General features: G+C 70.4%; 22 protein-coding genes. 11 read left to right on the top strand and 11 right to left on the bottom strand.

All coding sequences use genetic code 11. From position 1 onward, the window contains the following. Positions 1–88: 88 nt before the first annotated feature. From MYSTI_RS03645 to MYSTI_RS03635, 3 genes are all read left to right on the top strand, one after another. Entirely contained in the window at positions 89–1,048 is a 960-nt protein-coding gene (locus tag MYSTI_RS03645; protein ID WP_233278157.1) for a hypothetical protein, read from the top strand. Positions 1,049–1,062: 14 nt separating this feature from the next. Next, a complete protein-coding gene (locus MYSTI_RS45205) occupies positions 1,063–2,736 on the top strand; it encodes a hypothetical protein (protein WP_015346346.1) in 1,674 nt (557 codons plus the stop codon). A gap of 148 nt (positions 2,737–2,884) precedes the next feature. Next, positions 2,885–4,717 (top strand): serine/threonine-protein kinase, encoded by a 1,833-nt coding sequence (locus MYSTI_RS03635; protein WP_015346345.1) that lies wholly within the window; start codon positions 2,885–2,887, stop codon positions 4,715–4,717. A 3-nt stretch (positions 4,718–4,720) separates the two neighbouring features. Here MYSTI_RS03635 and MYSTI_RS03630 read toward each other — a convergent pair whose 3' ends face one another. Beyond that, positions 4,721–5,491: a transglycosylase domain-containing protein gene (locus MYSTI_RS03630; protein ID WP_044282880.1), complete on the bottom strand. Its 771-nt coding sequence runs from the start codon at positions 5,489–5,491 to the stop codon at positions 4,721–4,723. 58 nt (positions 5,492–5,549) lie between these two features. Here MYSTI_RS03630 and MYSTI_RS03625 point away from each other — a divergent pair, with 58 nt between their 5' ends. After that, positions 5,550–6,242, top strand: coding sequence for a ferredoxin reductase domain-containing protein (locus MYSTI_RS03625; protein WP_015346343.1), 693 nt, complete (start codon positions 5,550–5,552; stop codon positions 6,240–6,242). On the opposite strand, the gene MYSTI_RS03620 is transcribed toward MYSTI_RS03625, so the two are convergent. The 4 genes from MYSTI_RS03620 to MYSTI_RS03605 form a co-directional block, all read right to left on the bottom strand. Next, positions 6,236–7,858, bottom strand: a complete 1,623-nt coding sequence (locus MYSTI_RS03620; protein ID WP_015346342.1) for a WD40 repeat domain-containing protein — start codon at positions 7,856–7,858, stop codon at positions 6,236–6,238. The two genes, MYSTI_RS03625 and MYSTI_RS03620, sit on opposite strands and share 7 nt — an antisense overlap. Continuing rightward, a complete protein-coding gene (locus MYSTI_RS03615; protein WP_015346341.1) occupies positions 7,855–10,017 on the bottom strand; it encodes a penicillin-binding protein activator in 2,163 nt (720 codons plus the stop codon). Before MYSTI_RS03615 ends, MYSTI_RS03620 begins: the two co-directional genes overlap by 4 nt. Positions 10,018–10,269: 252 nt before the next feature. Continuing rightward, the gene (dnaJ, locus tag MYSTI_RS03610; RefSeq protein ID WP_015346340.1) at positions 10,270–11,397 is read right to left on the bottom strand and encodes a molecular chaperone DnaJ; all 1,128 of its coding nucleotides are present in this window, start codon (positions 11,395–11,397) and stop codon (positions 10,270–10,272) included. Positions 11,398–11,573: 176 nt separating this feature from the next. Further along, entirely contained in the window at positions 11,574–12,014 is a 441-nt protein-coding gene (locus MYSTI_RS03605; RefSeq protein ID WP_015346339.1) for a hypothetical protein, read from the bottom strand. A 158-nt stretch (positions 12,015–12,172) separates the two neighbouring features. Between MYSTI_RS03605 and MYSTI_RS03600 the strand changes: the two genes are divergently transcribed. The 3 genes from MYSTI_RS03600 to MYSTI_RS03590 all read left to right on the top strand — a co-directional run bounded on the left by MYSTI_RS03600 (position 12,173) and on the right by MYSTI_RS03590 (position 15,501). Next, complete coding sequence (locus MYSTI_RS03600; RefSeq protein WP_015346338.1) at positions 12,173–13,942, top strand: ABC transporter ATP-binding protein; 1,770 nt, start codon at positions 12,173–12,175, stop codon at positions 13,940–13,942. An 84-nt stretch (positions 13,943–14,026) separates the two neighbouring features. Continuing rightward, complete coding sequence (locus MYSTI_RS03595; RefSeq protein ID WP_015346337.1) at positions 14,027–14,404, top strand: hypothetical protein; 378 nt, start codon at positions 14,027–14,029, stop codon at positions 14,402–14,404. A gap of 38 nt (positions 14,405–14,442) precedes the next feature. Next, a complete protein-coding gene (locus MYSTI_RS03590) occupies positions 14,443–15,501 on the top strand; it encodes a hypothetical protein (RefSeq protein WP_015346336.1) in 1,059 nt (352 codons plus the stop codon). On the opposite strand, the gene MYSTI_RS42840 is transcribed toward MYSTI_RS03590, so the two are convergent. Beyond that, a complete protein-coding gene (locus MYSTI_RS42840; RefSeq protein ID WP_015346335.1) occupies positions 15,387–16,055 on the bottom strand; it encodes a hypothetical protein in 669 nt (222 codons plus the stop codon). The genes MYSTI_RS03590 and MYSTI_RS42840 overlap by 115 nt on opposite strands. Positions 16,056–16,247: 192 nt before the next feature. Here MYSTI_RS42840 and MYSTI_RS03585 point away from each other — a divergent pair, with 192 nt between their 5' ends. From MYSTI_RS03585 to MYSTI_RS03570, 4 genes are all read left to right on the top strand, one after another. Further along, positions 16,248–16,472 (top strand): hypothetical protein, encoded by a 225-nt coding sequence (locus MYSTI_RS03585; RefSeq protein ID WP_015346334.1) that lies wholly within the window; start codon positions 16,248–16,250, stop codon positions 16,470–16,472. A gap of 45 nt (positions 16,473–16,517) precedes the next feature. Beyond that, positions 16,518–17,282 (top strand): hypothetical protein, encoded by a 765-nt coding sequence (locus MYSTI_RS03580; protein ID WP_015346333.1) that lies wholly within the window; start codon positions 16,518–16,520, stop codon positions 17,280–17,282. Between the two features lie 3 nt (positions 17,283–17,285). Further along, on the top strand, positions 17,286–17,843 hold the full coding sequence (locus MYSTI_RS03575) for a hypothetical protein (protein WP_015346332.1): 558 nt from the start codon (positions 17,286–17,288) through the stop codon (positions 17,841–17,843). Between the two features lie 89 nt (positions 17,844–17,932). Next, a complete protein-coding gene (locus MYSTI_RS03570) occupies positions 17,933–18,310 on the top strand; it encodes a VOC family protein (RefSeq protein ID WP_015346331.1) in 378 nt (125 codons plus the stop codon). A 13-nt stretch (positions 18,311–18,323) separates the two neighbouring features. Here the strand turns inward: MYSTI_RS03570 and MYSTI_RS03565 are convergent, their stop codons facing one another. The 5 genes from MYSTI_RS03565 to MYSTI_RS03545 all read right to left on the bottom strand — a co-directional run bounded on the left by MYSTI_RS03565 (position 18,324) and on the right by MYSTI_RS03545 (position 25,623). After that, on the bottom strand, positions 18,324–19,151 hold the full coding sequence (locus MYSTI_RS03565; protein WP_015346330.1) for a hypothetical protein: 828 nt from the start codon (positions 19,149–19,151) through the stop codon (positions 18,324–18,326). Beyond that, positions 19,148–20,098, bottom strand: a complete 951-nt coding sequence (locus tag MYSTI_RS03560; protein ID WP_015346329.1) for a hypothetical protein — start codon at positions 20,096–20,098, stop codon at positions 19,148–19,150. Before MYSTI_RS03560 ends, MYSTI_RS03565 begins: the two co-directional genes overlap by 4 nt. 1 nt (position 20,099) lies before the next feature. Continuing rightward, positions 20,100–21,632 carry a hypothetical protein gene (locus MYSTI_RS03555; protein ID WP_015346328.1) on the bottom strand — a complete coding sequence of 511 codons (1,533 nt, stop codon included), beginning with the start codon at positions 21,630–21,632 and terminating at the stop codon, positions 20,100–20,102. Then, complete coding sequence (locus tag MYSTI_RS03550) at positions 21,611–22,405, bottom strand: TadE/TadG family type IV pilus assembly protein (RefSeq protein WP_015346327.1); 795 nt, start codon at positions 22,403–22,405, stop codon at positions 21,611–21,613. The genes MYSTI_RS03555 and MYSTI_RS03550 overlap by 22 nt, the downstream gene beginning before the upstream one ends. Positions 22,406–22,566: 161 nt before the next feature. Then, positions 22,567–25,623 (bottom strand): helicase-related protein, encoded by a 3,057-nt coding sequence (locus MYSTI_RS03545; RefSeq protein ID WP_015346326.1) that lies wholly within the window; start codon positions 25,621–25,623, stop codon positions 22,567–22,569. Between the last annotated feature and the right edge of the window lie 107 nt (positions 25,624–25,730).

The raw sequence follows: 25,730 nt of genomic DNA, 5'->3' as shown, positions 1-25,730 counted from the left end.
CACCCGGAGCAATCGCGTCGCGACCCGAGGTGAGAAGCCCCTGATTCCCGGCCTTGCGAGGAGGTCTAGTCAGGGGGAAAGTGTTTGCGTGTTGATCTCCCTTGTCGCCGTTCTCACCGTGCTCACCCAGGCGCCCGCTGCTCCCCAGCCGCAGGGGCCGATGAGCGTGTTGATCGCCCCACCAGACGCAACGGGAGTCCCCGCGCACGTCATCGAGTTCGCACAGGAGCACGTGGCGGACCAGTTGGAAGCCCGCGGGCTGCGCGTCATCCGCATCGAGAACGTCGTCCGCAAGCTGCCCGCCACCCGGCGCCGCGCGCTGCTGCGCTGCAAGCGCACGGAGGCGCCGTGTCTCCAGTGGCTGGGGACGGTCAGCAAGGCGGAGGTCATCCTGGTGGTGGAGTTGAGCCAACCCGCCACGGGGTATCGCGCGGGGGTGCGCACGTACGCGGCGAAGGATGGCGCGCTGGTCTCCGAGAAGTTCGCGGTCGACGCGGTCGAGGACCGGCTGCTGGATACGTTGACGCAGGTGTTGGACACGGTGGTGCCCGCAACGCTGCGCGCGGTGCGGGGACTGCCGCCTCCGCCGCCCATGGACGATGTGCCCCCGCCGACGCGGGTGGTTCGTCCGAAGGAGAATGTGCCGCCTGGGAAGGGGCCCGTGACGCAGGACCCGCTCGTGCCGGTGCAGCCGGTGGAGACGGTGGCTTCGTCGCCTTCGTCGATGCGCAAGTGGGCGTGGCTGCCCGCAGCGGGAGGTGTGGCGCTGGCGGGGGTGGGGACTGTCTTCTACCTGAAGGCCAAGGACCGCTTTGACACGCTGGACAAGGGTGGCTCGGATATTCCGGTGAAGGACTCGGAGGCGTTGGTGTCCTCCGGGAAGCAGGCGCAGACCGTGAGCCGTGTGGCGTTCGGGTTGGGCGCCGCGGGTCTTGTCGCTGGCGCGGTGATGTTCCTGTGGCCCGAAGACCCACCCGCGAACGTTGTCCCCACCGCCGCCGCGACTTCGGGTGGCGCCATGGTGGGCCTGTCCGGGACGTGGCCATGAGCTCGAGGGAACAGATGCGGAAGATTTGGACGCTCGGCGCGGCCGGTGTGGCGATCTCAGCGGTGCTCGCTGGGGGTGGTTGCTACGACTTCGATGCGGCACAGAAGCGGTGCCGTGAGGAGGGCCGGTGTGAGCAGTCCGTGCCCGAGGACGCGGGCTGTGTGCCGTCGTCCTCGAGCGAGGACTTGCCGGATGATGAGTTCAAGGACTCCGACTGTGACGGCATCGATGGCCGGGCCAGCGCGGGGTTCTTCGTCGACCCGGTGAATGGTGATGACAGCACGGGGACGGGGACGCGGGAGAAGCCGCTGCGCTCGTTGAGCGCGGCGCTGACGCGGCTGCGGCAGTGGGATGGCGGGAGCGCGCCCGCGAGGATCTTCCTCGCCAGTGGCACGTATACCGAGGGCCATGTGGAGCTGGACGTGCCCGTGTCCCTGCATGGTGGCTACACCGGTGCGGATGCGGGGTGGAGGCGCGCGGGAGATCAGCTCGCGTTCGTGGACAGTGGGACCATCGCGTTCACGGTTCGCGTTCCGACGGATTCAGGCGTGGTGCTGGAGTACCTGCACATCCGGTCGGCGGATGCCGTGGAGAACGGGCAGCCGTCCATCGCGATGCGCGTCATCGATTCGACGAACATTCGCTTGCGCCACACCATCCTCGAGGCGGGGCGCGGTGGGCCGGGCGCGAACGGCAGTGAGGGCAACCCAGGCCAGCCGGGCCAGCCGGGCCAGCCGGGGCAAGCCATCCTGCCAGAAGTTCCCGGCGACGGAGGAACGGGAGGCGCCGCCACGTGTCCTTCCGGCCATGCCGGAGGCCAGGGAGCGGGAGGAGTCCTTCGGACCGCGGGATTGGGTGGTCAGGCGGGCCAACCAGCGCCCTCGTCAGGCGCTCCCGTCTCCGGAGGAGCGGGTGGCCAGGGTGGCAATGCGGGTGTCCTGCCATGCGACGGTGGCTATTGCATGTGCCTGGGAGAGGACGGAGGACCAGGTCACGTTGGCGGTCCTGGCAGCTCGGGCGACGCAGGCACCCCGGGGTCTGGAACAGGCGAAATCTCCCTGGCGACATGGGTGACGACGAGCGGAATGCAAGGCAGCAGCGGGTCCGCCGGGACAGTCGGTGGAGGGGGTGGCGGTGGTGGGGGCGGGGGTTCGTGCCTCGTTGACGTCACGTGGCTGGCCTCGGCGGGTGGATCGGGCGGAGGCGGTGGGTCGGGCGGCTGTGGAGGAGAGGGCGGCGCGGGTGGAGGGGGTGGCGGTGCGGCCATTGGATTGCTGGTGCTCAACTCCCAGGTGACGCTGGAGGCGGATTCTCGCGTTCAGACAAGCGGCGGAGGAAGGGGTGGCCAGGGAGCACCCGGGGGCCCAGGGGGAAGTGGTGGCAGCGGAGGAAACGGTCGCGAAGCGAGCGCCGTGCCCGCGAGTATTCCCACCGGTGGCTCCTACGACAGCAAAGGCGGCCCGGGAGGAGCGGGCGGACTGGGTGGCCAGGGCGGCCCGGGTGGGCCCGGAGGAGGCGGCGTCGGTGGCCCCTCCGTGGGCATCTGGTGCGCGCCAGGCGCACAGGTGACCCTGGATGGAGGCACCACCATCGACGCGGGGCCTGGCGGTAGCGGCGGTGTGAGCACCGGCCAGCCCGGCCCGGGCGGCATTTCCGAGCGCAGTTTTTCCTGCACCCCCATCCCCTAGGTAAACTCATCCGTCGGCTGTCCGACGCTGGGAGACAAGCAGCCCCCGTGGGGTGAGCAGCGCCTGAACGCTCACCCTGCACTCGGGTCCCAACCACATCGCGTCAATCACCTCGTCTTGTTACGCTGACCCTTCCTCCTGGCGCGAGATGGCTTCCGAGTTGAACTGTGAAACCTGTGGTCTTCCCGTCCCCGCGAGCACGGGTGTGTGCCCGAGGGACGGCACCGTGGCACTCGCAGCGTTCCATGTCCCACCGCCGGTTCCGGCATCGCCGGTGACCGACGAGCCGAAGGTCATCGTGCAGAGCACCCTGGAGGCCCCAGCAGAGGTCCTGAAGGATCCGCTCATCGGCCTGAAGCTCGGTGAGTACGAGCTGCGCGCCCGCATCGGCGTGGGTGGAATGGGGTTGGTGTACGAGGGCATCCAGCCCCTCATCGGCAAGCGCGTGGCGGTGAAGGTGCTCCGTCCGGAGCTGGCCCACTCCACCGAACAGGTGGAGCGCCTCCTCGCCGAAGCCCGCGCGGTGAACGCCATCCGCCACCGCGGCATCATCGACATCTTCGGCTTCGGCCAGGTGCCCGACGGCCGGCAGTACATCGTCATGGAGTACCTGGAGGGCCAGCCGCTCGACGCCGTCCTGGTGGAGAAGAACCGGCTCCCCCTGGATGAGGCCCTGCCCATCCTCGACGAGGTGCTCGCCGCGCTGGCCGCCGCTCACGGCGCCGGCGTCGTGCATCGAGACCTCAAGCCCAGCAACATCTTCCTCGTGCGACAGCCGGACGGCTCGCGCTACGTGAAGGTGCTGGACTTCGGTCTGGCCAAGCGAGGCCAGGGTCCCACGGGCCGCACCGCGCAGACGCGCACGGACATGGTCGTGGGCACGCCGGAGTACATGGCTCCGGAGCAGGCACGTGGCCAGGAAGTCGGTCCCATGACGGACCTCTACGCGCTGGGCGTCGTCACCTTCGAGATGGTGACGGGCCGACTGCCCTTCACCGGGACCTCGCCGGTGGACCTGCTGATGAAGCACGTGGAGGCACGCCCTCCCAGGCCGTCGGAGTTCGTGCCCGACCTGCCGCCCGCGCTGGATGCCTTCATCCTCCAGATGCTCACCAAGGACCCGGAGGCGCGCCCCAACTCCGCGGACCCCTTGCGCCAGCAGCTCAACAAGCTGCGCCGCTCGCTGCGCGCCACGCGCTCCAATCCCAGCGCGCTCTCGCCGATGCACGAGAAGCCTCGGGTGTCGGACGACGCGTCCTCGCGCCGCCCCACCACCCCCGTGGCGGTGCCTCCCGAGCTGAGCCCGCAGGTTCCCGAGAAGGCCTCCGCGCCCACCCCTCTACCTCCGCCGCGCAAGCACCTGCCCATCGCCATCGCCATGGGCGCTGGCGCACTGATGCTCGCGGGAGCCGTGGCCCTGGTCTTCCGAGAGCCCGCGCGCGCCGTGCCCCTCACCGGGCCCCGCGAGTCACCGCCCATCGTCGAGGCCCAGGCCGAACCACCCGCCCCTCGGCCCACGCCACCGCCCCCCGCTCCTGTCGACAGGGGTGAGGCCGTCGCGGTCCTGGCGGGCTCGAAGGAGCTGCCCTCCACGGAGCTCCCCGCTCCGGAGGATGAGCAGCCCGAGAGTGCCCCAGCTCCGAAGGAGCGCCCGTCCACCGTCGAGAAGCTGGGCGGCGGCGCCCTGGCCCACGAGGACACCTCCTCCAAGGAGACCGGCTCCCAGGCCCGGACCATCTCCGCGCCCAAGCGCGCGGAGGGCCGCGACTCCTCGGAGAAGCGCCAGCTCCTCAAGCGCATCGACGCGTTGATCGAAGCGACACCCGACCTCATCGCGCAGGACCGGGTGACCAGCCCCGACACGATGCTGAAGATGCTGGAGAAGACCCGGACCGAAGTCGAGCTCTCCAGCGACACCGAGGAGCAGCGTCAGCTCAGCCGGAAGTTCGACGGCTTGAAGAAGATGTTCCTCAAGCGCTGAGCCCTACTCCAGGCAGCCCAGCCGCTGCGACGTCGCGTTGCGCGCCCGGTCCTCGCTCACGAGCTTCCAGCCCGCGAGGTCCGCCAGCAGCGTGTCCCGGTCCTGCCGCAGCACCGTGGGGTTCTTGCACTGGCGGATGTCCCAGTACCGGTAGAACGGCGGCAGCGCGAGCTGGAGCTCCGCCAGCTCCGGGAGCTGAAGCTCGTTGAGCTCCTTCTTGAAGAGCGTGAAGGCCGCGTCCTCGACGCCCACGACGCCGCGCTCGAAGTAGAGGATGGCCATGTCGTACGCGACGAGCTGGTCCTTCTGCATGAAGGCGTGCAGCCGGTGCGCGGCCACGGTGAGCTGGAGGTTGCCCTTGATGCCCAGGCCCTCCGCGATGCGCATGGCGAGCAGCCGCTCACAGGCGCCCTCTCCCGGAGGAGACGACCCCACCGTCGCGCCCACGAACAGGCGCCAGGCCCACGCCGTCCCGTCCTCGCGCGGCGTCTGGAAGTACCGAGGACAGTCCATGTGGCGGATGTACAGCGCCACCAGGTCCTTCGGGAGCCGCGAGAAGTCCGGCCGGTTGAAGGTGACGGGGCGGGGGTTGCGCTCGGATTGCCCGGCGCGGAGACTCATCCGCTCGCCCTCGATGCTGTGCTTGAGCAGCTTCTCGACGTCGAACTCACTCTCCAACTGGGGCAGCTTGCTCGCCGTATAGAGATACGTCAGCGGAATGAGCACGCCGGCCAGGCCGAGCACGAACAGGATTATCCAAAGAAGACTCTTCACCCCCACAGGCTACCAGGGGCAGCACGCTCCCGGCACACGGGTTAAAACCGTCCTCACCATGCCCGACTGGCATTCCGGCGTTGTCACAGCTCGCTCTCCCGCAGCCGATGGGCTCACCGACCTCGTGCTCGACATCCAGGGCACCCCGCTCGAGGGGACCCACCTCCACCCCGGCCAGTACGTCCGCCTGAGCCTGCCCGGGCTTCAGGCGAGCCTCTTCGCCATCGCCTCCGCGCCCGAACCTCACGGCACCCGGTGGGAGTTCCTCCTCAAGGACGGCAGCCCCCTGCCCGATGCCCTCATCCGGCTGCCCCTGGGCGCCAAGGTCCAGGTCACCGCCCCTGAGGGAACAGGCTTCCCGCTCGAGCGAGCACGAGGCCATGACGTGCTGCTCTTCGCCACCGGCTCCGGCATCTCCGCCATCCGCCCCCTCATCGCCAGCGTGCGCCGCGAGCGGGACACCTTCGGCCGGGTGAAGCTCTACTTCGGCGCGCGCACCCCCACCGCCTTCGCGTACCAGGGCGAGCTGCATGCGTGGGAGGGCGGCGACATCCAGGTGGTGCGCACCGTCAGCCGGCCCGGCGCCAGCGGGTGGCAGGGCCTCACCGGTTACGTGCAGGCCCACCTGGGCGAGGAGTCCGTGCAGAACGCCCGCGCCTTCGTCTGCGGGCAGCCGGACATGGTGCGGGGAGTCCTGGACGCCCTGAAGGAGCGCGGAGTCCCCCGCGAGCACATCTTCTTCAACTACTGAGCGGCCGCGGCACCGGGCGCCACCACGGTGGCCCCTTCCGCGTAGCGCACGTCGAGCAGCACCGCGGACGGGTCGCTCTCCCCGGAGCTGCTGGCCACCTGCGGGGTCCACGCCGCCACACCCACCCAGCGGCCCTCCGGGCTGAAGCGCACGCGGCGCACGGCCCAGTCGAAGGAGTGGGTGCCTCGCGCGGAGGACTCGCCCTCCGTGAAGAGGTGCACCTGCTTGTCCCAGCCCCCGGAGATGAGCGAGCGGCCGTCCGGAGAGATGGCCGCGGTGGACACCACGCCTCGGTGCACCGGCCACTTGTGCAGCACCTTCCCCGTCGCGGCGTCCACCACCGCGCCCGCGTTGAAGGGGCCCTGAGGCTCCTCGAAGCCCTGGCGCTCGCGCTCGTAGACGGCGCGGTCCCGCTCCGGCTTCTGCTCGGAGAGCCCCACGCCCAGCCGCTGGCCGCGCGCGTCCACGGTGACGTCGCTGACGTACGCGGGGAACGTGAAGTCCGAGCGGGCCGCCAGCACCAGCGTCTCCACTGGCGCGGAGCCCTCGGGAGCCCCCGACGTCAGCGTGAGGCGGACCTCCTTGTGCACCTCATCGAAGGCCACGCTCACCCGCTGCGAGAACGGCGCGCCCAGCACCCCGCGCAGCCCCTGCGGAACACACGCGTCGCACACCGCCACGTCCACGTCGCGCACCACCAGCGACTTGAAGCGCAGGAACTGGCCTCGCGCGAGCCGGGCCTGGGTGGTCCCCAGCGCGCCCGGCACATCCACCGTCTCCTTCAGCGAGGCCACGTCGATGCCCGCGGCCGTGGCCACCTCGCTGGTGACGACGATGGCGGGCACCCGCGCATCCAGCGCGAAGCTCCCCATGGCCTTGCCATTCACCGAACCCGACACCACCGCGGAGCCACTCGCGCGCTCGAAGCGCGTGCGCGCCTCATGCGAGGACACCGCCTCCATCCGCGCATCCCACGCGCGCACGTGCTTGTCCCAGCCGCCCGAATACAGCGTGCCGTCCGGCGCGAAGGCCAGCGCGCTCACCGGCCCCTCATGCCCGCGCTCCTCGGACGCATGGACGAGCCCGTCCACCGCCAGCACGGTGATGAGCCCCTTCACACTGCCCACCACCAGCCACCGGCCCTCGGGGTGGAAGGCCACCACGGAGAGCGGCTCCTCGGTGATGCGCACGCCCCGCGCCTCCCCCGTCGCCGCGTCGAACACCCGCACCGCGCCGTCGCGGCTCGCGGTGGCGACCAGACTTCCGTCCGGAGAGAAGGCCACGCCCTCCACGTCGAACTCGTACGGGTTGATGGTCGGGTCCGCGAGCAGGCGCGGCGGTGACTCCAGCGACCATATGGAGAGGAAGTACGAGCGCGAGCCCAGCCGCGTGTACGCCACGCGCCGCTGCCGGGGCGAGAAGTCCAGGCCCCAGATGAAGTCCGTCTTGTTGAGCACGGACGCCCGACCCAACCCCGCCGTCGCGCCCGTGAGATAGGCGCCCTGCGTCTGGGTGAGCCGCGTCTGGGTCTCCGCGGAAAGCCCCGCGGACTGATGCGCGCACCCGCTCCCCATCGCCAGCAGCGTCGCCGCCAGCACTCCCGTCCCCCACTTCATGAACCGGAGCCTCCCGTGGCGGCCTTCTCGCGCTCCTGGTCCACGTTGATTTCGGTGACGCCCTTGTTGTCGATGGAGAGCAGGAACAGCTGCTTCACCGCCTCGCGCTTCTCGTTGAACGAGGTGCGCCCCGTGGCGCCATCGAAGTCCTTCAGGTTGGCCAGCGACTCACGCATCTGCGCGCGCGTGCGAGGCGCCCCCTCCTTCTTGTCCACGAGCTGGCGCAGCATGCGCCCGGAGTCGTAGCCGATGGCCTCCAACAGCCCCGGGTCCTTGCCCGTCTCCTGCTTGTACGACTCGCGATACTTGCGCACGAAGTTGCGCGTGGCCGGCCGCTGCGAGTCCACGAAGAAGCCATCCACGTACACCGAGCAGGTGACGAACTTGCCGCCGCGCTCAATCAGCTCCGGCAACCCCGAGCGCCCCTTCGGGCTGCTCCACTGGTTGGCGCCGAAGAGCGTCACCGTCTTCAGCTCCTTCTTGCCCGTCGTCTTGCGGATGCGCTCCAGGTCGCGCGGGTCACACGCGTTGGTGACGATGTCCTCCACCGCCAGCGCCGGGGCCACCAGGCTCACCCGCCGCCAGTCATCCGGCATGAAGATGGCGTCGAAGTCGACGATGGGCTCGACGTTGCTCTTCACCTTCTCCAGCGCCTTGCGGCGGCGGAACGCGTCCAGGTTCTCCCCCTGCAGGTCGCGCACGCCCTCCACGTAGTCGCCGCGGTCCTCCAGGTAGTAGCGGCCCACCAGCTTCTTCGCCTCGGTGGTGAAGGTCGTCTGGTCATGCGAGTAGCGCTCCGCGCCGCGCACCATGCCGCCGCGCTCCACGACCTGGTCCCAGAACGAGTCCGCCAGCTCCACGCCGTACGGGATGTTCGGGTACAGCAGGGCGAAGCGCTTGTAGCCCTTCACGTTGATGGCGTAGTCCGCGATGGCGTCCGCCTGCGCCGCGTTCGTCAGCATGTTGCGGAACACGTACGAGCCCAGCTCCGTGACACCCTCCTGGCGCGTCATCGTGAGCAGCGGAACCTGGAGCTCCTCGGCCACCAGCGCCGCGCGCTTGGAGTCATCCCCGAGCAGCGGCCCCAGCACCGCGATGGCGCCGTCGTCGAACGCGAGCTGCTCCATCGCCTGGCCCGTCTTGTTGACGTCGCCCTGCGTGTCCTTCACCACCAGCTCGATGTCGCTGCCCTCCAACCCCAGCTGGATGCCGCGCAGCACCGCCTCGCCGATGGGCTGGTAGCGGCCCGTCATGGGCAGCAGCACCCCCACCGTCTTCGGCTTCGCCTCCACCCGCCGCGTCGCCCGCGCCAGCAGCTCCCGCGCCTGGGGCGCGAACGGACTCTGGGGCGCCTCCGCGAGGAAGCGGTTCAGCGTCTCCTCCAGCCGCGTCCACTCCCGCAGGTGGTAGTAGACGCGCGCCAGCTTGAAGGTGAGCACCGGCCACGCGGGGTTGGACGGGGGCAGCCCCTCCGCCACGCGGGCGATGTCCACGAAGTCCGCGCGCCCCTCCACCAGCGCCTCCACCCGAGCCACCGCCGCCTCGCGCTCCGCCTCCGTGCGCGCCTTGCCCGCCTCCTCCACCGCCATCGTCAGCGACTGGCCATACAGGCCCGCGCCCTCGGCGGCCCGCGCGGCGTCGCGCAGGAGCTGCTCACGCTCCGCGCCCTCGGCGTGCTCGGCCAGGCTGGACAGCGTCTGGTACGCGTCGCGGTACGCCCCCACTTCCATGGCGGCCAGCGCCAGCTTGCGCTTGGCGTCGTCGGCCTTGCCGTACAGGGGGTTCTCGAAGAGCAGCTCGTTGAAGGACTTGCGCGCGTTGGCGTAGTCCCTCGACTCGAAGAAGAGGACACCGGCCTGGTACAGGGCGTCCTGGCCCGCCGTCGTGGCGGGGTACGTCTTGCGCACCGACAGGTAGGCCTCCGCGGCCTTCTTCTTGTCGGGCGAGGACTGGGCCGTGCGCCGGGCCTCGGCGAGCGCCGCGTCCGCGGAGGCGTCCTTCCGGGCCTCCACGGCGGGCCGCTTGGGGAACGGGTCACCCGTGGGGACATCCTCCCCCGTCGTCCCTCCAGCGGGGATGCGCGAGGGACGGGGACAGGCGGTCAGCAGCAGGGCCAGCGCGACGAGGAGCGAGCGGCGCAAGGTGGGCAGGACTTCCATGGCAGTGGGGTGCATAGCAGCGGCGACGCGCCTCCGTCGACAACGGAGCAGGGGAAGATTCCGAGAGGAACCCCACCCCCAGTGCACCTCGCGTGCCCGACCCCTCACCACCGGAGAGACGTCCACTACCTCACGCAACCGTGGCGCCTGGACCACGCGCGTGTGGTCTCCAGGCCACGACCACCGCCTGGCCACCCCGGGCCCGCCCCCCCGAGTGGGAGCGGGCAGGCGGCCAGGGACTTCAGCCCGGCTTCAACCGAACAGCTCCTTCACCTTGGCGAAGAAGCTCTTGGACTGAGGATGGGACTCCTCGCCGGACAGCTCCGCGAGCTTCTCCAGGAGCTCCCGCTGCTTGGAGGACAGCTCCGTGGGCGTCTCCACCACCACGCGCACGTGCTGGTCTCCGCGCTGCTGGCTGTGCAGGTGGGGGATGCCCTTGCTCTTCAGGCGGAACACCTTCCCGGACTGCGTGCCCGGGGGGATGGTCATCTTCACCTTCCCGTCGAGCGTGGGGACGTCGATCTTCGCGCCCAGCGCCGCGTGCGTGAAGGAGATGGGCACCTCGCAGAAGACCTCGTACTCCTCGCGCTGGAAGAGCGGGTGCTCCTTGACGATGACGGTGACGTAGAGGTCTCCGGGAGGACCGCCCCGGTCTCCAGGCTCGCCCATGCCGGACAGCCGCACGCGCGTGCCGTTGTCCACGCCTCCGGGGATGGCCACCTCGATGACCTCCTCCGACGGCGTCTTCCCGGAGCCCTTGCAGCGGGTGCACGGGTCCGGAACCACGGAGCCGGAGCCACTGCAATCCCCACAGGGCCGCGACACCGCGAAGAAGCCCTGCGTGTAGCGCAGCTCACCGCTGCCGCCGCACGTGCCGCACGCCCGAGGACCCGCGCCGCTCTTGCTGCCGGAGCCGCTGCACGTCTCGCACTTCTTGGGCCGGGGAATCGTCACCTTGGGACGGCTGCCGAAGGCGGCTTCCTCGAAGGTGATCTCCAGGTTGTAGCGCAGGTCCGCGCCGCGCGAGCTGGTGCGGCGTCCCCCTCGGCCACCGCCGAAGATGTCGCCGAAAATCTCGCCGAAGATGTCGTTGATGTTGACGCCCTGGAACCCGCCCCCGGCGCCACCAAACCCATCGAACGGATTACCCGCGTGCCCGAAGCGGTCGTACTTCGCCCGCCGGTCAGGGTCGCTCAGCACTTCGTAGGCTTCCGAGGCTTCCTTGAACTTCTCCTCCGCCTCGTTGTTCCCCGGGTTCCGGTCCGGGTGGTACTGCAGCGCCACCTTGCGAAACGCGCTCTTGAGCTCCTGCGCGGAGACGGTCTTGGTGACCCCCAAAATCTCGTAGTAGTCGCGCTTCTGACCCGCCGCCGCTGGCATTCGCTTCAACCCCTGGAAATTGCTGGACTTTTTGACGCAGACAAAAACTCTGAGTCACTATAACGCAGCGGAACGCGCCAGCAATCCGCGGGGGAAGAACGAAGGCCGCCCGGGGACCTGGGAGGCCACCGGGCGGCTCGAGGGCTTTGGGGAGGCGTGAGGCAGGCCCCTGGGGCCTAGACGGTCCACACGCGGTTGGCGGTCAGCTCCATGCGGGCCAACCGGCGTTTGAGCGCGGGGTCCACGGGGCCATTGGCGGCCCACTTGGGCACCACGAAGTGCAGCTCCGCGTTGTAGAGCTTGGCGGCGCTGGCCAGCAGGCTCCAGCGGTTCTCCGCGGTGGGCTCCTCCACCATGCCAGGAGTGACAATCTCGAGGATGATGGGCGTGCGTGCCGAGTCCGACTGGCGGCAGGTGAAGTCGGGCCGATGGTCCTCGATGGTGCCCGACAGGATGGGGGGCGGCATGAAACCCGGGAGCCGCGCCTTGATGTCCGTGTACCCGATGGTGCGGAAGTACTCGGCCATGAGCCACAGGAGCCGACGGCGCTCCTCGTCTTCAACGACCGGCTCACAGCCCGGATTGAAAAGGACCTCTTTTTCGTTATTGGTGTCCATGGCTCCCCTGAACCTGTCCGCAGCGACGGAGGGGGGCAACGGAACCGGCCTGCTTGCCGCGCACGGCCGGTGGCAGGGCGAGCAGCAAGGCTCGGCGGGCCCCACACCTCTGGACTTGGACGTGCCGGCGACTCGGTGACAGAGTCCGCCGCCAAACAGTGGCTCCTCGTCCTCGTCCCTCCGCACAAGTCTATCGCCGGCTCCTCGGCTACCTGCGCCCCTACCGCCCGCTGCTCGCGGCGGGAGTCGGCGCGTCACTGGTCGCCGCGGCGGCCACCTCCGCGTATGCCTGGGTGGTGGGCCCGCTCCTGCGCGCGGTGCTCACGAACCAGCCCGTCACCGTGGCGGGCGTGTCGCTGCCGGGCGATGAGCTGCTGCGGAAGCTGCCGCTGGTCGTCGTCGCGCTCGCGCTGACCAAGGCCCTGGCCCAGTTCCTCCAGGGCGGACTCATGCAGCGGCTGGGCCAGCGCGTCATGGCGGACCTGCGCGGCTTCCTGTACGGACGGCTGCTGGGCCAGCCCCCCGCGTTCTTCGAGCGGCGCCACTCCGGAGAGCTGCTCGCGCGCTTCACGTCGGACGTGCCGCTGGTGGAGTTCTCCATCACGCAGGCGCTGTCCTCGTACGTGAAGGACGGGCTGCAGGCGCTGGCCCTGCTGGCGACGTGCTTCCTCATCGACGCGAAGCTCTTCCTCTTCACGTTCATCGTGGTGCCCGTCACCGTCCTGCCCATCAACCGCTTCGCCCGCTCCCTGAAGAAGGTGGCCGCGCGCTCGCTGCAGAGCCTGGGCGCGCTGACGTCGCTGACGGCCGAGCAGTTGCAGAACCTGCCCGTGGTGCAGGCCTTTGGCGGACAGCCTCGGGCGCTCGAGAGCTTCGACGCGGAGGCGGACAAGTATATGGGGGAGATGCGCCGCTCGCTGTTCCTGCGCGGCGCGGTGAGCCCCACGGTGGAGCTGATGGGCATCGCGGGCGTGGCGATGGCGGTGGCCTGGGGCGCGCGCGCCGTGTCCGCGGACCCCGAGCTCGCCGGGCGGCTGCTGTCCTTCCTGGCCGCGGCGATGCTGCTGTACCAGCCGGTGAAGTCGCTGAGCGGCACGCTGTCGCAGGTGCTCACGGGGCTGGCGGCGGCGGAGCGGCTGTTCGCCATCGCGGACGAGCCCTCGCCTCCCGACACCGGAGACACGGCGCGGCCGCTGTCGCAGGCGCTGGTGCTGGAGGGCCTCAAGGCCACGTATCAGGACGGACGCGAGGCGCTGCGCGGCGTGGACCTGGTCGTGCCCGCGGGCAAGCGCGTGGCGGTGGTGGGCCCTTCGGGCGCGGGGAAGACGACGCTGTTCTCCGTGCTGCTGGGCTTCCTGCCCGCGTCGGGTGGCCGCGTGCTGTGGGACGGCGAGCCGCTGTCGTCGCTCAAGCCGTCAAGCGTGCGCGCCCAGGTCGCGTGGGTGCCGCAAGAGCCCGTGCTGTTCTCCGGGACGGTGCGCCACAACCTGCGGCTGGGCCGTCCGGAGGCCACGGACGCGGAGCTGTGGGAGGCGCTCGCGCTGGCGCACGCGGAGGACTTCGTGCGCTCGCTGCCCCAGGGGTTGGACGAGTCCGTGGGCGAGCGAGGCAGCCGGCTGTCGGGCGGGCAGCGGCAGCGGCTGGCGCTGGCGCGCGCGTTCCTGTGCAAGCCGTCCGTGCTGCTGCTGGATGAGCCCACCAGCGCGCTGGACGCGGCCAGCGAGGCGGCGGTGGGCGCGGGGCTGGAGAGCCTCATGCGCGGGCGCACCGTGCTGGTGATTGCCCACCGGCTGTCCACCGTGCGCGACGCGGACCTGATTGCCGTCGTGGAGGAGGGCCGGGTGGTGGAAGCGGGCACGCACGCGGAGCTGCTCGCGTTGCGTGGACGCTACACACGTCTGCTGGGAGAAGGTTCCGTCGCGGCGTAGTCGGGTGAAACGTCTCCGGAAGAACCCCGTCCGGGCACGCGCTTGCCTCGACGGGGCGGCTCTGCGAGCGTCCCTCCTCGCATCATGCGTCTTCGGGAGCCCCTGTCCTTCACCGCGTTGCTGTTGGTGCCCGCACTCGCGCTCGCGGCCCTCGCGTGCGTGGCCGTGTCGGCCCGGCAACCGACGCTCGCCGCGGCGGCCACCGGAACGCTCGTTCTGCTCCCGGTCGTCTTCCGGTTGTGGACACGCACCTGGTACCGAGGACTCGTCCTGCGCGGCGTGGGCGTGTTCCTGGTGGGAATGCACGTCCCGCTGCTGTTGGGTGGAGCACTCGCCTACAGCCGAATCGGCTGCGCCGAAGGTGGGTGTCCCAGGCTCTACCTCCTGGGTGTGCTCGTGTCGCCCATCGTCGGCACGCTCTCCAGCGTCGTGTACTGGCTGGTCGGTCGTCCCCCAGTCTGAATTCCAAGAATTACCCGGAGAGACTAGCCTGTCGTGGAATGCTTGTTCCTCTGCGACTCCGTTTCGCTCCAGGGCTGTCGGTGGCCTCCACCGTGCCCATCACCGTGTTCTTGTGGTGCTTCACACTCGCACCCCTGATGCACGGTCCGGAGGCGCTTGCGGGAACGGTGGACGCGGCGGGTCCGTTCGCCGCGGTGGTGGCCATCGCGCTGCTGGTGGAGCTGCCGCTGCTGGCGTTGGCGCTCGCGGGCACGGGCATGGGTCGCCGCGTGCCGCTGGCGGTGATGCTGGGCATGGCCACGCTGCCGTGGATGGTGGGGCTGCTGGGCACGGAGGTGCTGGTGGGCCGCGCGATGGCGGGGCTCACGCGGCTGTCCACGCAGGACACGGCGCTGGTGGTCGCCGCGCGCACGGGCGAGGCCATGGCGCCGCGGCTCCTGGGCGCGTGGACGAGCGCGGCGCTGCTGTTGGGGCTGTCCCTGGGGCTGCTCCTGGCGCGCTTCGGGCGCTCGTGTGAGGACGCCATCTTCGGGCCCCGGCGGGCGCAGGGGCTGTTGCTGGCCAGTGGCGTGACGGCGGCGCTGGCGTCGGTGGCGGCCGCGGGTGCACTGGAGGCCCGGCACTTCCTGCTGATGCTCACCCGCCTGGGCCAGGTGCCCGTGGCGAAGCGTCAGGAGTGGGTCGTCTCCGGCATGGAGGCGGCGGCGTCGCTGCGTGACGTGCGCTGGCTGTGCACCTCCGTGCTGGTGGTGCTGGGCCTCATGCTGTTGGTCCGGGGCCTGCGCTGGGACGTGTCACGCCCCGCGCCGCGCTGGATGCCCAAGCTGGTGCCCGCGGCCGCCGTGGTGGCGTTGCTCATCATGGACCTGCACCCGGTGCAGTCCATCGCCGGCAACACGAACCTGGCCCTGCCGCGAGACCAGGACGCGGTGCCCACCACCCTGGACATGCTGCGGCTGCTGGGCCTGGACGTCGCTCCCGCTCAGAGCAGCCAGATGAGCAGGAGGAGGCCCACCACCACGCCCACGCCGAACACGGCGAGCATCACCAGTCCCTCGGAGCCGCGCGACACCGGAGGCGTCACCTCCTCCGGGTGAGGCTTGCCGTACTGGTACTGGGGCAGGGGCGCCTCGACGGGCTCCACCACGGAAGGCGTCGTGGGCGCCGTCGTCTCGAGCGAGGGCAGCGTGGGCTCGGACGGGGGACGGTGCGTGTCGCGCGCGATGACTCCCGCGCCCGCCATCTCCAGGCCCTCGCGGGCCAGCGCCAGCACGCGCTGCATGTGGAGGATGTAGCGGTCCTGTCCCGTGTACGTGCCCAGGGCTTGCGCCGCCCGCACCAGCCGGTGCGGGACCAGCTGCGGGTCCTCCTTCACCACGGAGGCCGCGGGCCGGGCGCGCTCGCCGTCGGACTCCACGCGGCCGGTGCGCACGCCCTCGCCGCTGGCCCACATGTAGTGGTCCTCCAGCAGCGTCAATTCCTGGCGCCGCACCCGGCCTTCGGCGTCCACCTGGGACATCAGCTCCGCGCCATCCGTGCCCATGTGCCAGACGGTGCGCAGTCCGTTCTCACCCGGCGGGCCCTCCACCGCGTGCACGCGGGAGAGGGCCTGCACCGCGGTCTTCAACGTCTCTGGCGAGGACTCAGACATCAGGCGTCCGAGACTAGGTGCGAAGACGGGGAAACGGAAGACGGCCGTGCCCCCGTCCGCCCGCTTCCCACCGCTCCCGCGCGGGACGCCGCCTGCCCAGGTTCCACGTTGAACGGGAGGCCCACGCGGGCACGTGCGCCAACGGACATCCGGTGAGGCACGCCGGGACGCGCCTCTCGCGGAGGTCGCGCCATGGCCGTCATCATCCCCGACAAACCCTTGGACACCCCCTTCACCGTCCCCGCCAACCGAGGCGAAGTGACGGAAGAGCCCGATGAGCGCTTTCTCATGGGACAGGTGAGCTGGGATGGCGAGCGCCAGCACGGCGGCGGCCATGTCCCCGAGGACTTCGAATGGACGTCCAACCCCAAGGAGGAACAGGACGCGCTCATGGGCGAGTGGCCTCGGGAGCACTGATGCCGCGTGCGCTCGGCTGCCCGCCGGGGTAAGCGTCCCGCCGCCATGAGCCGCTCCAAGAACCGAGACAGCGACGACTTCCAGCGCCAGTTCGAGGGCGCGCCGACACTCGATGGATTGCTGGAGCTGTCCGGCAGCACGCTGGACAGCGCCCAGGTGCTCGCCCGCATGCAGGAGGCCCACGGCCAGGGCCGCCCGCACACGGACGTCATTCCCTCGCTGTTCGACGGTGAGCCGCGCTTTCCCTCGCCGGACATCGCCCGGCGGCTGTACCAGAACCTGCTCGGCCTCTGGGATTGCGTGGAGACGGGGCAGACGGTGCGCCTGGACGACGGGCCCCGGCCGCCCCGGCCCAAGAAGGTGAAGCCCGTAGCGCCCCCGGCCTTCCACCCGGGCGAGCCCACCGGCGAATTCGTCGAGGCGGCCTGGCGTTACCTGGAGGACGACGAGAAGGCGCGCACGCGGCTGTCACACTCCTTCGAGAACCGGCAGGACACCTTGCTGGGCGAGCTTGACGGCGCTGGGCTCACGGACGAAGGATATGGGGTCGCCCGCCACCTGCTCTTCGAGCTGTACGCCATGCTGGAGCTGGGTTGGCCGCCGGGAGTCGCTTCGGTGCGCTCGGCGGCGCTGGTGGCGGACACGACGGCTCCACCCATGCCCGAGTCCCTGCGAACGTACGTGGACGAGGTGCTCTTCGAGGCGGAGCAGGACGAGGAGCAGCCCCTGGAAGCACAGGAGCTGGAGGCGGTGCGCGCCCTCGTCCAACGCGGACTCGCGGCGCTCTGGAGCGCACGCAAGGGGAGATGAAGGATGGCGAAGGACAAGGACGACAACGGCGGCGGCTTCTCCGGGAAGCGCAACAAGTCGTGGCGCGAAATCGACGCGGGGCGCGCCAAGGGCAGCAAGTACCACTCGCGGCAGGATGACCCCGCGCAGCAGAAGATCGAGCGCAGCGCGAGCTACCAGAAGTACAAGGCCGCGGCGGACGCACTCTTCACCGGCGGCGAGCTCCCCGAGGGCCTCGCGAAGACGTTCGACCCCGAGGGCAAGCGCAAGGCCCAGAAGCAGGCCATGCAGAAGGTGACGGAGTCCGAGTCCCGCGCCGACTGGGTGAAGGCCGTGGTGGACTACCTGGAGAAGTATCCGGAGCTGCCCGAGGACGCCTACTTCCTCGACAGCCTGCTGGACCATCCGCGCGAGCGCATCGTCGACAAGGCCCTGGCCCGGCTGGAGGTGCTCGCCGACGAGGGCAAGCTGCAGAAGAAGCCCCAGAGCCTGGACCAGCGCCTGAAGTCGGTGGAGCTGACCAGCATGGACCCGGACATGCAGGGCCGCGCCAAGGCGCTGCGCGAGAAGCTGCGCGCCTGAGCCTCGAAAGACAAACCTGACACAAGGCTGACAGGTGGAAGGGCCAGGATGGTGTCCCTCGGCGATGAACGCCGAACAGGAGACAGGTCATGGCCCACCGAGTGAACTGGTTCGAGATTCCCGTCGTGGATCTGGCGCGTGCGACGCGCTTCTACGAGAGCGTGCTGAGCACCACCCTCAAGGTGGAGGACTTCCACGGCACGCGCATCGCCGTCTTCACCCGGAAGCAGGAGGGAGACGTGACGGGGGCGCTCGTACAGGCGCCGTACGCGAAGCCCTCGCTGGAGGGCAGCCGGGTGTTCCTGGACGCGGGGGCGGACTTGGACGGGGCCCTGGGGCGCGTCGCGAAGGCGGGCGGCAAGGTGCTGGTGGAGAAGACGTCGGTGGGGCCGATGGGTTCGTTCGCCGTGTTCCAGGACACGGAGGGCAACGCGGTGGCGCTGCATGCGCATGCGAGCCCGCGCTGACGGCGGGGCGTGCTCAGGGCACCGAGGAGCCCTGCGCGGCGCGAGCACGGCCTCGGAGGATGAGGACCACCGAGCGCAGTCCTCCTTCCGCGGGCTCGTGCATGACGCGCAGTTCCTCGCTCGCGCGGGTGTAGCTGGAGGCATCACCTTCGGCGCGGCGCCAGCCCTCGCGGCCGAGGACCTGGGCGTAGAACGCGTCCACTTCGCTCGCGGACATGGGGGCGAGGAAGGACATCGTCCGCGAGCCCTCGTCATTCACGCGCAAGACCTGGTGCGCGCCGGGAGGGAGTGTCGCGACGTCACCTTCGGCGCTCGGCTCCCGGCGGAGTGTGTGATTGGCCTCGCCCAGGTAGACGAGGGTGACGCCGCCATCCTGCGGCTGGAGGATGACGGTGAAGGTCAGCCCTCTGTACATGTCGACGGCGGTGAGCATGGCCGCGCCGCTGGCGAGCTGGGGTTGCTCGTTGCCGGGCGGGACGTGCAGTCCTCCCGCGCGGAAGGCATCCGCGAAGCGCTGCACCAGGTCCTGCACGCTGTCCTTCACCACGACCGCGCGGAGGACCACGGGGACGCCGCCGGCTTCCACCACCTCGCTCGCGTCCACCTGCTCGAGGACTCGCAGCGAGGGCCACACGAAGCGCGGTGCGCTCGGCGCTTCCGTCCGCGCCGGGGGCTTGTTGGGAGCGCCGGCCTTCGACTTGGGCGCGGAGGGGGGCTTCGCCGGGGCACTCGGACGAGCACCTTCGGCAGCGCCCACGGGCTTTGATTGTGCGAGCGCGACGCCGGGCACGGCCAACAACACCGCACAGCCCAGCCCCCACGCGGCACTCCCGCGCTTCATCGCACCCTCACCCCACCGAGCCACCGGTTCTCCCGGGGCACGTCATACGTGCGCGACAGGTTCGACGCGCGAAACGGCGTCGTCTCCCAGACCGACTGTCCTCCCGCGTGCGTCGGGCCGATGTTCTCCTGGTAGCGGTCCTCCTCGCCCCGGAAGCTCATGAAGAACTGGTCCTCCGGGACCGACTCCGCCCCCACCAGCGCCGCCAGCGCGGAGCCCGCGCCGCCGCCGCCGCCATTCGTCCGGTACACCCGCTCCGCCCACAGGTAGTAGTCGCGATTGGCGCAGACCGCCCCGGTGTTCATGCTCAGCGCACAGGCCCGACCCTCCGCCACCGTCGACAAGCCCCAGTCATCCAGGAACAAACCAAAGCGCCCCTCACACACGCCGTTCGTCGCACGCCCCGCCGCGCACAGCCGGAAGGCCGCGCCCGCCAGGCGATGCGAGGTCCGGAAGGTGTCCGGCTCCATGAAGCGGCCGATGCGCTCGGCGCGCAGCTGCGTGGACGCCGTGCACCGCATCCCCGGCGACTGGACCGACATCGCCGCGAGCGGCCCTCCCGCATGCTCCGGCCCCAGCGTGGGCACGCCGTTGGGAAGCTCCGGCTCACACTCCACCCGGATGGGCCGCGCGCGCGCAATCGCCTGCTGAATCTCCACCCCACCCCGCCCATCCACCCGAGCGCGCCCGTCGAAGTCCACGTAGCGCCCGTTCGCCTCCGCCAGCGCACCCGTCACCGCCGACGTGCGCTGCCACTCCTGCACCTCCGGGTCATGCACCACGCGGCCCGTCGCATCCCACAGCGCGAAGTTGGCGGCCTCCTGCACCTTCAACGTCAGCGCGCCCACCTCCGCGAAGTAGATGCCGAACAGGAGGATGGTGATGAACACCATCAACCCCAGCGCGGTCTCCACCAGCGACTGGCCTCGTGCGGTCCTCGAGCGCATGTCAGTACCCCGCTCCCCGCCGGCTGCCGCCGCGATAGCCCACCTGCTCCAGCGCGCGCAGCACCTGGCCATGCTCCGTGAAGCCCGCCGCCTCCAGGCTCGCCGCGGGCTTGTCGTCGATGGAGCCCTCCGGACTCACCAGCGTCGCGCGCCAGAAGGGATTCAAGAAGTTGGGCGGCTCGCGCCAACCCCCGCCCTGCCCCGCCGCGCGAGGCCGGTGGTAGTAGATGATGCCCGCGGACAGCGCCACCTGGTTGCGCTGAATCCCCTCGCGACCCGTGGGACGCGAGCGGCCCAGCGGAATCGACAAGTCGAACTCCGTCGTGTTCTCCGCCGAGAACGGGAAGCGGAAGAAGAGATTCCACGGGTCCGGGCTCCTGCGGCGCGCGTCACTGCCGTAATCGCGATGCAAGACGGTGTACAGCTTCGGCTGCCCGTAGTGGTTGGCCTGCCCCCGCCGCAGCTCGTCCACGTTGTAGCCCATGGCGAACGGCCAGATGCCCGGGCACGACACACACGCGCCCAACGTGTGGCGCTCGTAGAGCGGCTCGCCATCCTCGGGCGCCTGGCCCGGCGGCAAGCGCACGCCGTAGACGTGCTGGTCCTCCGGCGTCTGCTGCTCGTCGGACATCACCCACGCATCCGTCACCGGCACCGGAATGGGCGGCGGATTCGTGCACCGCGTGGGCACCACCACCGTGGCGTGGTCATGCCCCGTGGCGTTGCGGCCGGACACCGTGTTGTACGTCGAAGGGTCCATCTCCGCCGCCGCGCCGTAGCGACGGAAGGCCGTGGACCGGGCCGCGCCTCCCGTGCCGAACCCCGCGCTGCCCGTGGCCCGGTTGTGGACCCACGTCCACCCCAGGCTCCCCATCGTCGCGTTGAGGTGCGCGGACGTGCTGCCCCCCACCGCGCACACCGCGCCCGCGCCACACGCCACGCCGCCGCGCCGCACGGCGTTCATCAAGTCCTCATGGTTGGGCACGTCGTTGTCGCCGTTGAGCTCCATGAAGCTCTTCGCCGCACCCTCGGGCGTCGCCAGCAGCTCCGGATTGGCGCCCCGCGCGATGCGGTACGCCAGCCGCTGGTCCGCGATGTGCTCGCGCAGCAGATGAGCGTAGAGGTTCAACCCCGCCCGGTAGAGGCTGCCCGCGCGCCCTTGCAGCTCCTTCACCTGCGTCGCGGCGGCGCCATCCCCCAGGCCCCACTGCGCGGGCGTGAAGGCGGGCGTGCAGACCATGTGGGCCGCGTAGACCTGGCTGCTGCGGCTGATGAGCGCCTGCGTGCCGGCCATGGCCACCATGTGGGCCACCTGCGCGCGGTTCATCACCGAAATCGCGTTGAAGGTCCGCGCCGTCGCCACGGCCTGGCTGTAGGCCGCCGCGTCCGCGGCCATCTGGATTTCCACGCGCTCCTTCGCGCGCATGCCGAAGCCCAGCGTCATCAGCACCATCAACGCCAACAACAGCAGCGTCAGCGCGAAGATGACCAGCGCCTGCCCTCGCGAGGGACTCAGAAGCCGTTGACGGGACATTCGGCGCCTCGCTGGAAGTTCTCGGCCATCACCGGCGTCATCATCCGCATCGCCGCGTGGACCTGGATGGGGAAGACGAAGTGCCCCGCCGCGCTCCACGCCACCATGCGGTCATCCAGCGCCCCGCCCGGCCAGTCATCCGGCCCCAGGGGCACGGGCTCGTCGTTCCACCAGTCCGAGCGCTTCTGCGCCGGCATCAGCGGATTGGTGGCCGTGTACGAGCGCAGACCGAAGTGGGCCAGGAACATCCGGCTCATCACCCAGTTCGCGAAGGGGATGCGCATGTAGTACCAGGCCACCATGCGTATCTCGAGGGTGCGCGTGTCCAGCACCGCGTCCTGGTTCGACGGCTGGTCGAAGAGCAGGTCCTCGTCCCCCGCCAGCCCCCTCACCCACGCGGGGTCCGGCGAGTCGCGGACGATCTCCACCAGCGGCCCCATGAAGACGTTCCCGTAGGAGCTCATCACCCGGTACTGGTTGTCCCGCCGCAGCCGGAACGCGTCCGCCAGCGCCGCGGAGCTGTCCGTGCGCACCACCGATGGCAGCATCGTCACCATCGCCGCGTGCATCATCGGCAGGCAGTCACCGTGGTTGAGGCTGCCCGCCCGCACCGCCCGGTACACCGCCACCTGGGCCAGGATGCGCGCCTGCAACATCATGAAGAGCTGCAGCGTCCCCAACACCAGGAACACCACCAGCGGGAGCGTCAACGCCGCTTCCACCGCTGCCTGTCCGCTTTGCCTGGATGTGGGAATCGTGGCGGAAGGGACCATACATGACTCAATTCACTAATTCTTGTTGATTAAGGAATCGGTCAACTGGACTGGTGCTCAAAGACAGCACACAGCCCCACTGCCCACGACACAGTGGAGCCACCCGCCCTCCCAAGTCATGACACTTCACGTCATGACCTGGCGCGCCTGCGCCGCTCGCCTCATCGGTTGATGACGAAGCCACAGGCGGAGTCGAGAGTCACCTTTGCCCCACCCAGGGCCTGAAGGAGGCGCTCATAGTGAACATGCTCCGCGCCCAGCTGGGCGGCGAGGGCCTCGTCCGACAGGCCCTGGTGGTCCAGGGACAGGCGCAGGCGCTCCATGGCGCCGTCGCGCTCGGACTCGATGGCCTGGCGGGCGGAGGTGGCGAGCTTCTCGAGCGCGGCCTCGGCGGCGCGCTGCCCCACGGGCACCGCGTCGTCCAGGAAGGTGTCGAAGCCCGGGAACGCGCGGGACACCTCGTCGCCCTTGAGCGTCTTGCCCTCGGCGTCGAGCGAGGAGCGCACGGAGTCATCCGCCTTGGGCCCCGCCGCGCCGCCGTCCACCACGGCCACGTGCACGAGGGTGCGCTCCAGGAAGCGCGCGAGCTGACGGCTGGGCACGCGGGCCCCGGGAGAGGTGTCCTCCGGCTCCGGCAGCTGCACGTGGTACAGCAGCTCCACGCCCCGCGCCTTGAGCGGCCCGCGCTTCTCGATGAAGCGGAAGGCGCTGCGCCCGTAGGGGCCGTCGCGCAGGAAGCCGAAGAGGGCCTCCACCAGCGGGTTGCCGGTGGCGAAGTACTCCAGCTCCTCCGCCTCCACCGCCGTGTCGCGCCAGAAGGTCCCCAGCTGCGTGCGGTCCTCCATCACGTCCAGCCCCGGCAGGCCGTCCACCTTCAGCGCGTGGCCGAACTGGAAGGCCACCTGGAACGCCTCCACCTGCTCGTCGGTGTCCACGCCGATGCCCACCCGGCGCGCCAGCTCCGTGACGGTCTCCTCCAGCCGCTCGTCCAAGTCCCGGGCGACGCTCCACAGGCCGTCCTCCAGGCCCGGCGCCTCGGCGTCCTCGTCCTCGTCGTCGGACTCGATGCCCATGCGCGCCTGGGCGCGCTTCACCAGCCGCTCCACCGCGGGCCGGTCGAAGCTGCGCACGTCGAGCAGCGGGTCATACGCGCGCTTCACCTGCTCGCGCGCCGCCTCCACCTTCTGCTTCAGCTCGGCGCCATAGGACACGCGGGCCTCGCGAGGCAGGAGCGCCAGCTCCGCGAGCCGCGTCTCCACCTCCTCCAGCACCGCGTCCAGGCCGCCCACCGTCTCGCCGAAGACGCCCACCGCGTCCGCCAGCAGCGACAGCACGTCCGACGCCAGCGTGCCCGCCACGTCGAAGACGTGGATCTCCACCGGGTGGTTCTGCCCGATGCGGTCCAGGCGGCCGATGCGCTGCTCCACCGTGGCCGGACTCCAGGGCAGGTCGTAGTGGACCAGGTGGTGCGCGAACTGGAAGTTGCGGCCCTCGCCGCCCACCTCCGTGCACAGCAACACCCGAGGCCCCTCCGGGTCCCTGAAGCGCGCCACCTGCCGGTCCCGCTCCACCAGCGGCAGGTCGCCGTGGTAGCCCAGCGCCTCCACGTTCTCCCGGGACAGCTCCGCCTGGAGCATCTCCAGCGTGTCCCGGCTCTCGGTGAAGACGAGCACCTTCGCCGCCGGCTCCGCCTGCCACACGCCGCGCAGCACGCCCACGAAGGCGCTGAACTTCGCGTCGCGCGAGGGCAGCCTCAGCACGTCCGCCTTCGCCTTCAGCGAGGGGTTGGACTTCACCGCGCCGGAGAACGCCGCGGAGCTGGACTCCAGCCGGCGCAGCACGTTGCCCAGGGGCGCGCCTCGCAGCGAGCCCTCCGCCAGCGTCGCCAGCGCCGCGTCCCGCACCTTCAGCTCCTCCGCGGGCAGCGTCACCGGGTGCCGGTGCAGCCGTCGCGTGGAGAAACCACCCACCACCGCACGCCGGTTGCGCACCAGCCGGTCGCTCAGGCTGTACGTCTCCGCCAGGTGCTGCAGCAGGGCCTCCGGCTCCTTCAGCGTCTTGAGGCGGGCGTCCTCGGGGAAGCGGCGGGAGAGTGCCTTCACCGCCGCGTCCGCCTTGCCCTTGCCGCCCTCCATCAGCGCGCGCACCGCGGTGGACAGCTCCTCCTGGCGCGACAGCCGCTCCTCGAAGCCCTTCACGCTGGGCGCGGTGGCCGCGTCAATCAGCGTGAGCAGCCCGTGGTACTCGGCGGGGTCCAGCTGCATGGGCGTGGCGGTGAGCAGCAGCAGGCCCCAGGAGTTCTTCGCCAGCACGCTGGCCGCCTCGAAGGCGCGCTCGCCCTTGAGGTGGTGCGCCTCGTCGATGATGACCAGGTCCCAGAAGGCGTCCTCGCCGGCGAGCTCCTGGCGGTGCTCCTCGCTGCGCGCGAGCAACTCCAGGCTGGTCACCACCAGCGGGAAGCGCGCCCACGGGGAGACGCCCGGCGCCTCCTTGAGCGACTGCGCATAGCGGTCCGAGTCCATCAGCGTGAAGAGCTGGTTGAACTTGTGGAACAGCTCCACCAGCCACTGCACCGTCAGGTGGCTGGGCGCCACGACCAGGCAGCGCCGCGCGAGCCCCGACAGGCGCAGCGCGCTGAACACCATGCCCGCTTCGATCGTCTTGCCCAGGCCCACTTCATCCGCGAGCACGAAGCGCGGACGGCGCGCGGACAGCACCCGCTGCACCACGCCCACCTGGTGCGGCTTCACCATGATGCGGCTGGCGAACAGCGCGCCCAGCGCGTCGCACCGGCGCTCGTCGTCCAGCACCAGCGCCTGCTTGCGCAGCGTGAAGGCGCGGGCATCCCCCACGCGGCCCTCGCGCAGCGTGGAGAGCAGATCCAACCGGGGCGGCAGCGCGCGCACCTCCGACTCCGGCAGCTCGTCCTCCTCGCCCGTGTCCGCGTAACGCAGCACGTAGCGGCGCAGGCCCCGCGCCCCCGGCTCCTCCGCCACCACCAACGCCAACCGCCCCTTGTACGTCACCACCGGCTCGCCCGCGGGGAGCGGGTAGGACACCAGGGCCCCGCCCTTGGTGGACACCAGCACCGGGGCATCCTCCCGTGCGGGGAAGGCCACCAGCGCCTTGGCGCCGTCTTCCTGGAGCGACAACAGGTGCCCCACACCCCATTCGGGCTGCGGGAGGTAGCGGACCTTCAGACCTTCAACGAGAGGCATATGCAATGCGGGACAACCTGATGAAGTGAGGGGGCTCGCCTCATAACCCCCCGCCCTGGCGATGGCTATTCGAGATGCACCTGGGCGAGTCCTGACGCCCCCTGGGG

This window comes from Myxococcus stipitatus DSM 14675, assembly GCF_000331735.1.
Taxonomy (GTDB): domain Bacteria; phylum Myxococcota; class Myxococcia; order Myxococcales; family Myxococcaceae; genus Myxococcus; species Myxococcus stipitatus.
Note: the sequence above shows the minus strand (reverse complement) of the source record. Positions and strands in the feature narration are given on the sequence as shown.

Bases quoted from the DNA above. Each gene is read 5' to 3' on its own strand.
- MYSTI_RS45205 (WP_015346346.1), top strand. From the start codon at position 1,063: ATGCGGAAGATTTGGACGCTCGGCGCGGCCGGTGTGGCGATCTCAGCG.
- MYSTI_RS03635 (WP_015346345.1), top strand. From the start codon at position 2,885: ATGGCTTCCGAGTTGAACTGTGAAACCTGTGGTCTTCCCGTCCCCGCG.
- MYSTI_RS03625 (WP_015346343.1), top strand. From the start codon at position 5,550: ATGCCCGACTGGCATTCCGGCGTTGTCACAGCTCGCTCTCCCGCAGCC.
- MYSTI_RS03620 (WP_015346342.1), bottom strand. From the start codon at position 7,858: ATGAAGTGGGGGACGGGAGTGCTGGCGGCGACGCTGCTGGCGATGGGG.
- MYSTI_RS03615 (WP_015346341.1), bottom strand. From the start codon at position 10,017: ATGGAAGTCCTGCCCACCTTGCGCCGCTCGCTCCTCGTCGCGCTGGCC.
- dnaJ (WP_015346340.1), bottom strand. From the start codon at position 11,397: ATGCCAGCGGCGGCGGGTCAGAAGCGCGACTACTACGAGATTTTGGGG.
- MYSTI_RS03605 (WP_015346339.1), bottom strand. From the start codon at position 12,014: ATGGACACCAATAACGAAAAAGAGGTCCTTTTCAATCCGGGCTGTGAG.
- MYSTI_RS03595 (WP_015346337.1), top strand. From the start codon at position 14,027: ATGCGTCTTCGGGAGCCCCTGTCCTTCACCGCGTTGCTGTTGGTGCCC.
- MYSTI_RS03590 (WP_015346336.1), top strand. From the start codon at position 14,443: ATGCTTGTTCCTCTGCGACTCCGTTTCGCTCCAGGGCTGTCGGTGGCC.
- MYSTI_RS42840 (WP_015346335.1), bottom strand. From the start codon at position 16,055: ATGTCTGAGTCCTCGCCAGAGACGTTGAAGACCGCGGTGCAGGCCCTC.
- MYSTI_RS03585 (WP_015346334.1), top strand. From the start codon at position 16,248: ATGGCCGTCATCATCCCCGACAAACCCTTGGACACCCCCTTCACCGTC.
- MYSTI_RS03580 (WP_015346333.1), top strand. From the start codon at position 16,518: ATGAGCCGCTCCAAGAACCGAGACAGCGACGACTTCCAGCGCCAGTTC.
- MYSTI_RS03575 (WP_015346332.1), top strand. From the start codon at position 17,286: ATGGCGAAGGACAAGGACGACAACGGCGGCGGCTTCTCCGGGAAGCGC.
- MYSTI_RS03570 (WP_015346331.1), top strand. From the start codon at position 17,933: ATGGCCCACCGAGTGAACTGGTTCGAGATTCCCGTCGTGGATCTGGCG.
- MYSTI_RS03565 (WP_015346330.1), bottom strand. From the start codon at position 19,151: ATGAAGCGCGGGAGTGCCGCGTGGGGGCTGGGCTGTGCGGTGTTGTTG.
- MYSTI_RS03560 (WP_015346329.1), bottom strand. From the start codon at position 20,098: ATGCGCTCGAGGACCGCACGAGGCCAGTCGCTGGTGGAGACCGCGCTG.
- MYSTI_RS03555 (WP_015346328.1), bottom strand. From the start codon at position 21,632: ATGTCCCGTCAACGGCTTCTGAGTCCCTCGCGAGGGCAGGCGCTGGTC.
- MYSTI_RS03550 (WP_015346327.1), bottom strand. From the start codon at position 22,405: ATGGTCCCTTCCGCCACGATTCCCACATCCAGGCAAAGCGGACAGGCA.
- MYSTI_RS03545 (WP_015346326.1), bottom strand. From the start codon at position 25,623: ATGCCTCTCGTTGAAGGTCTGAAGGTCCGCTACCTCCCGCAGCCCGAA.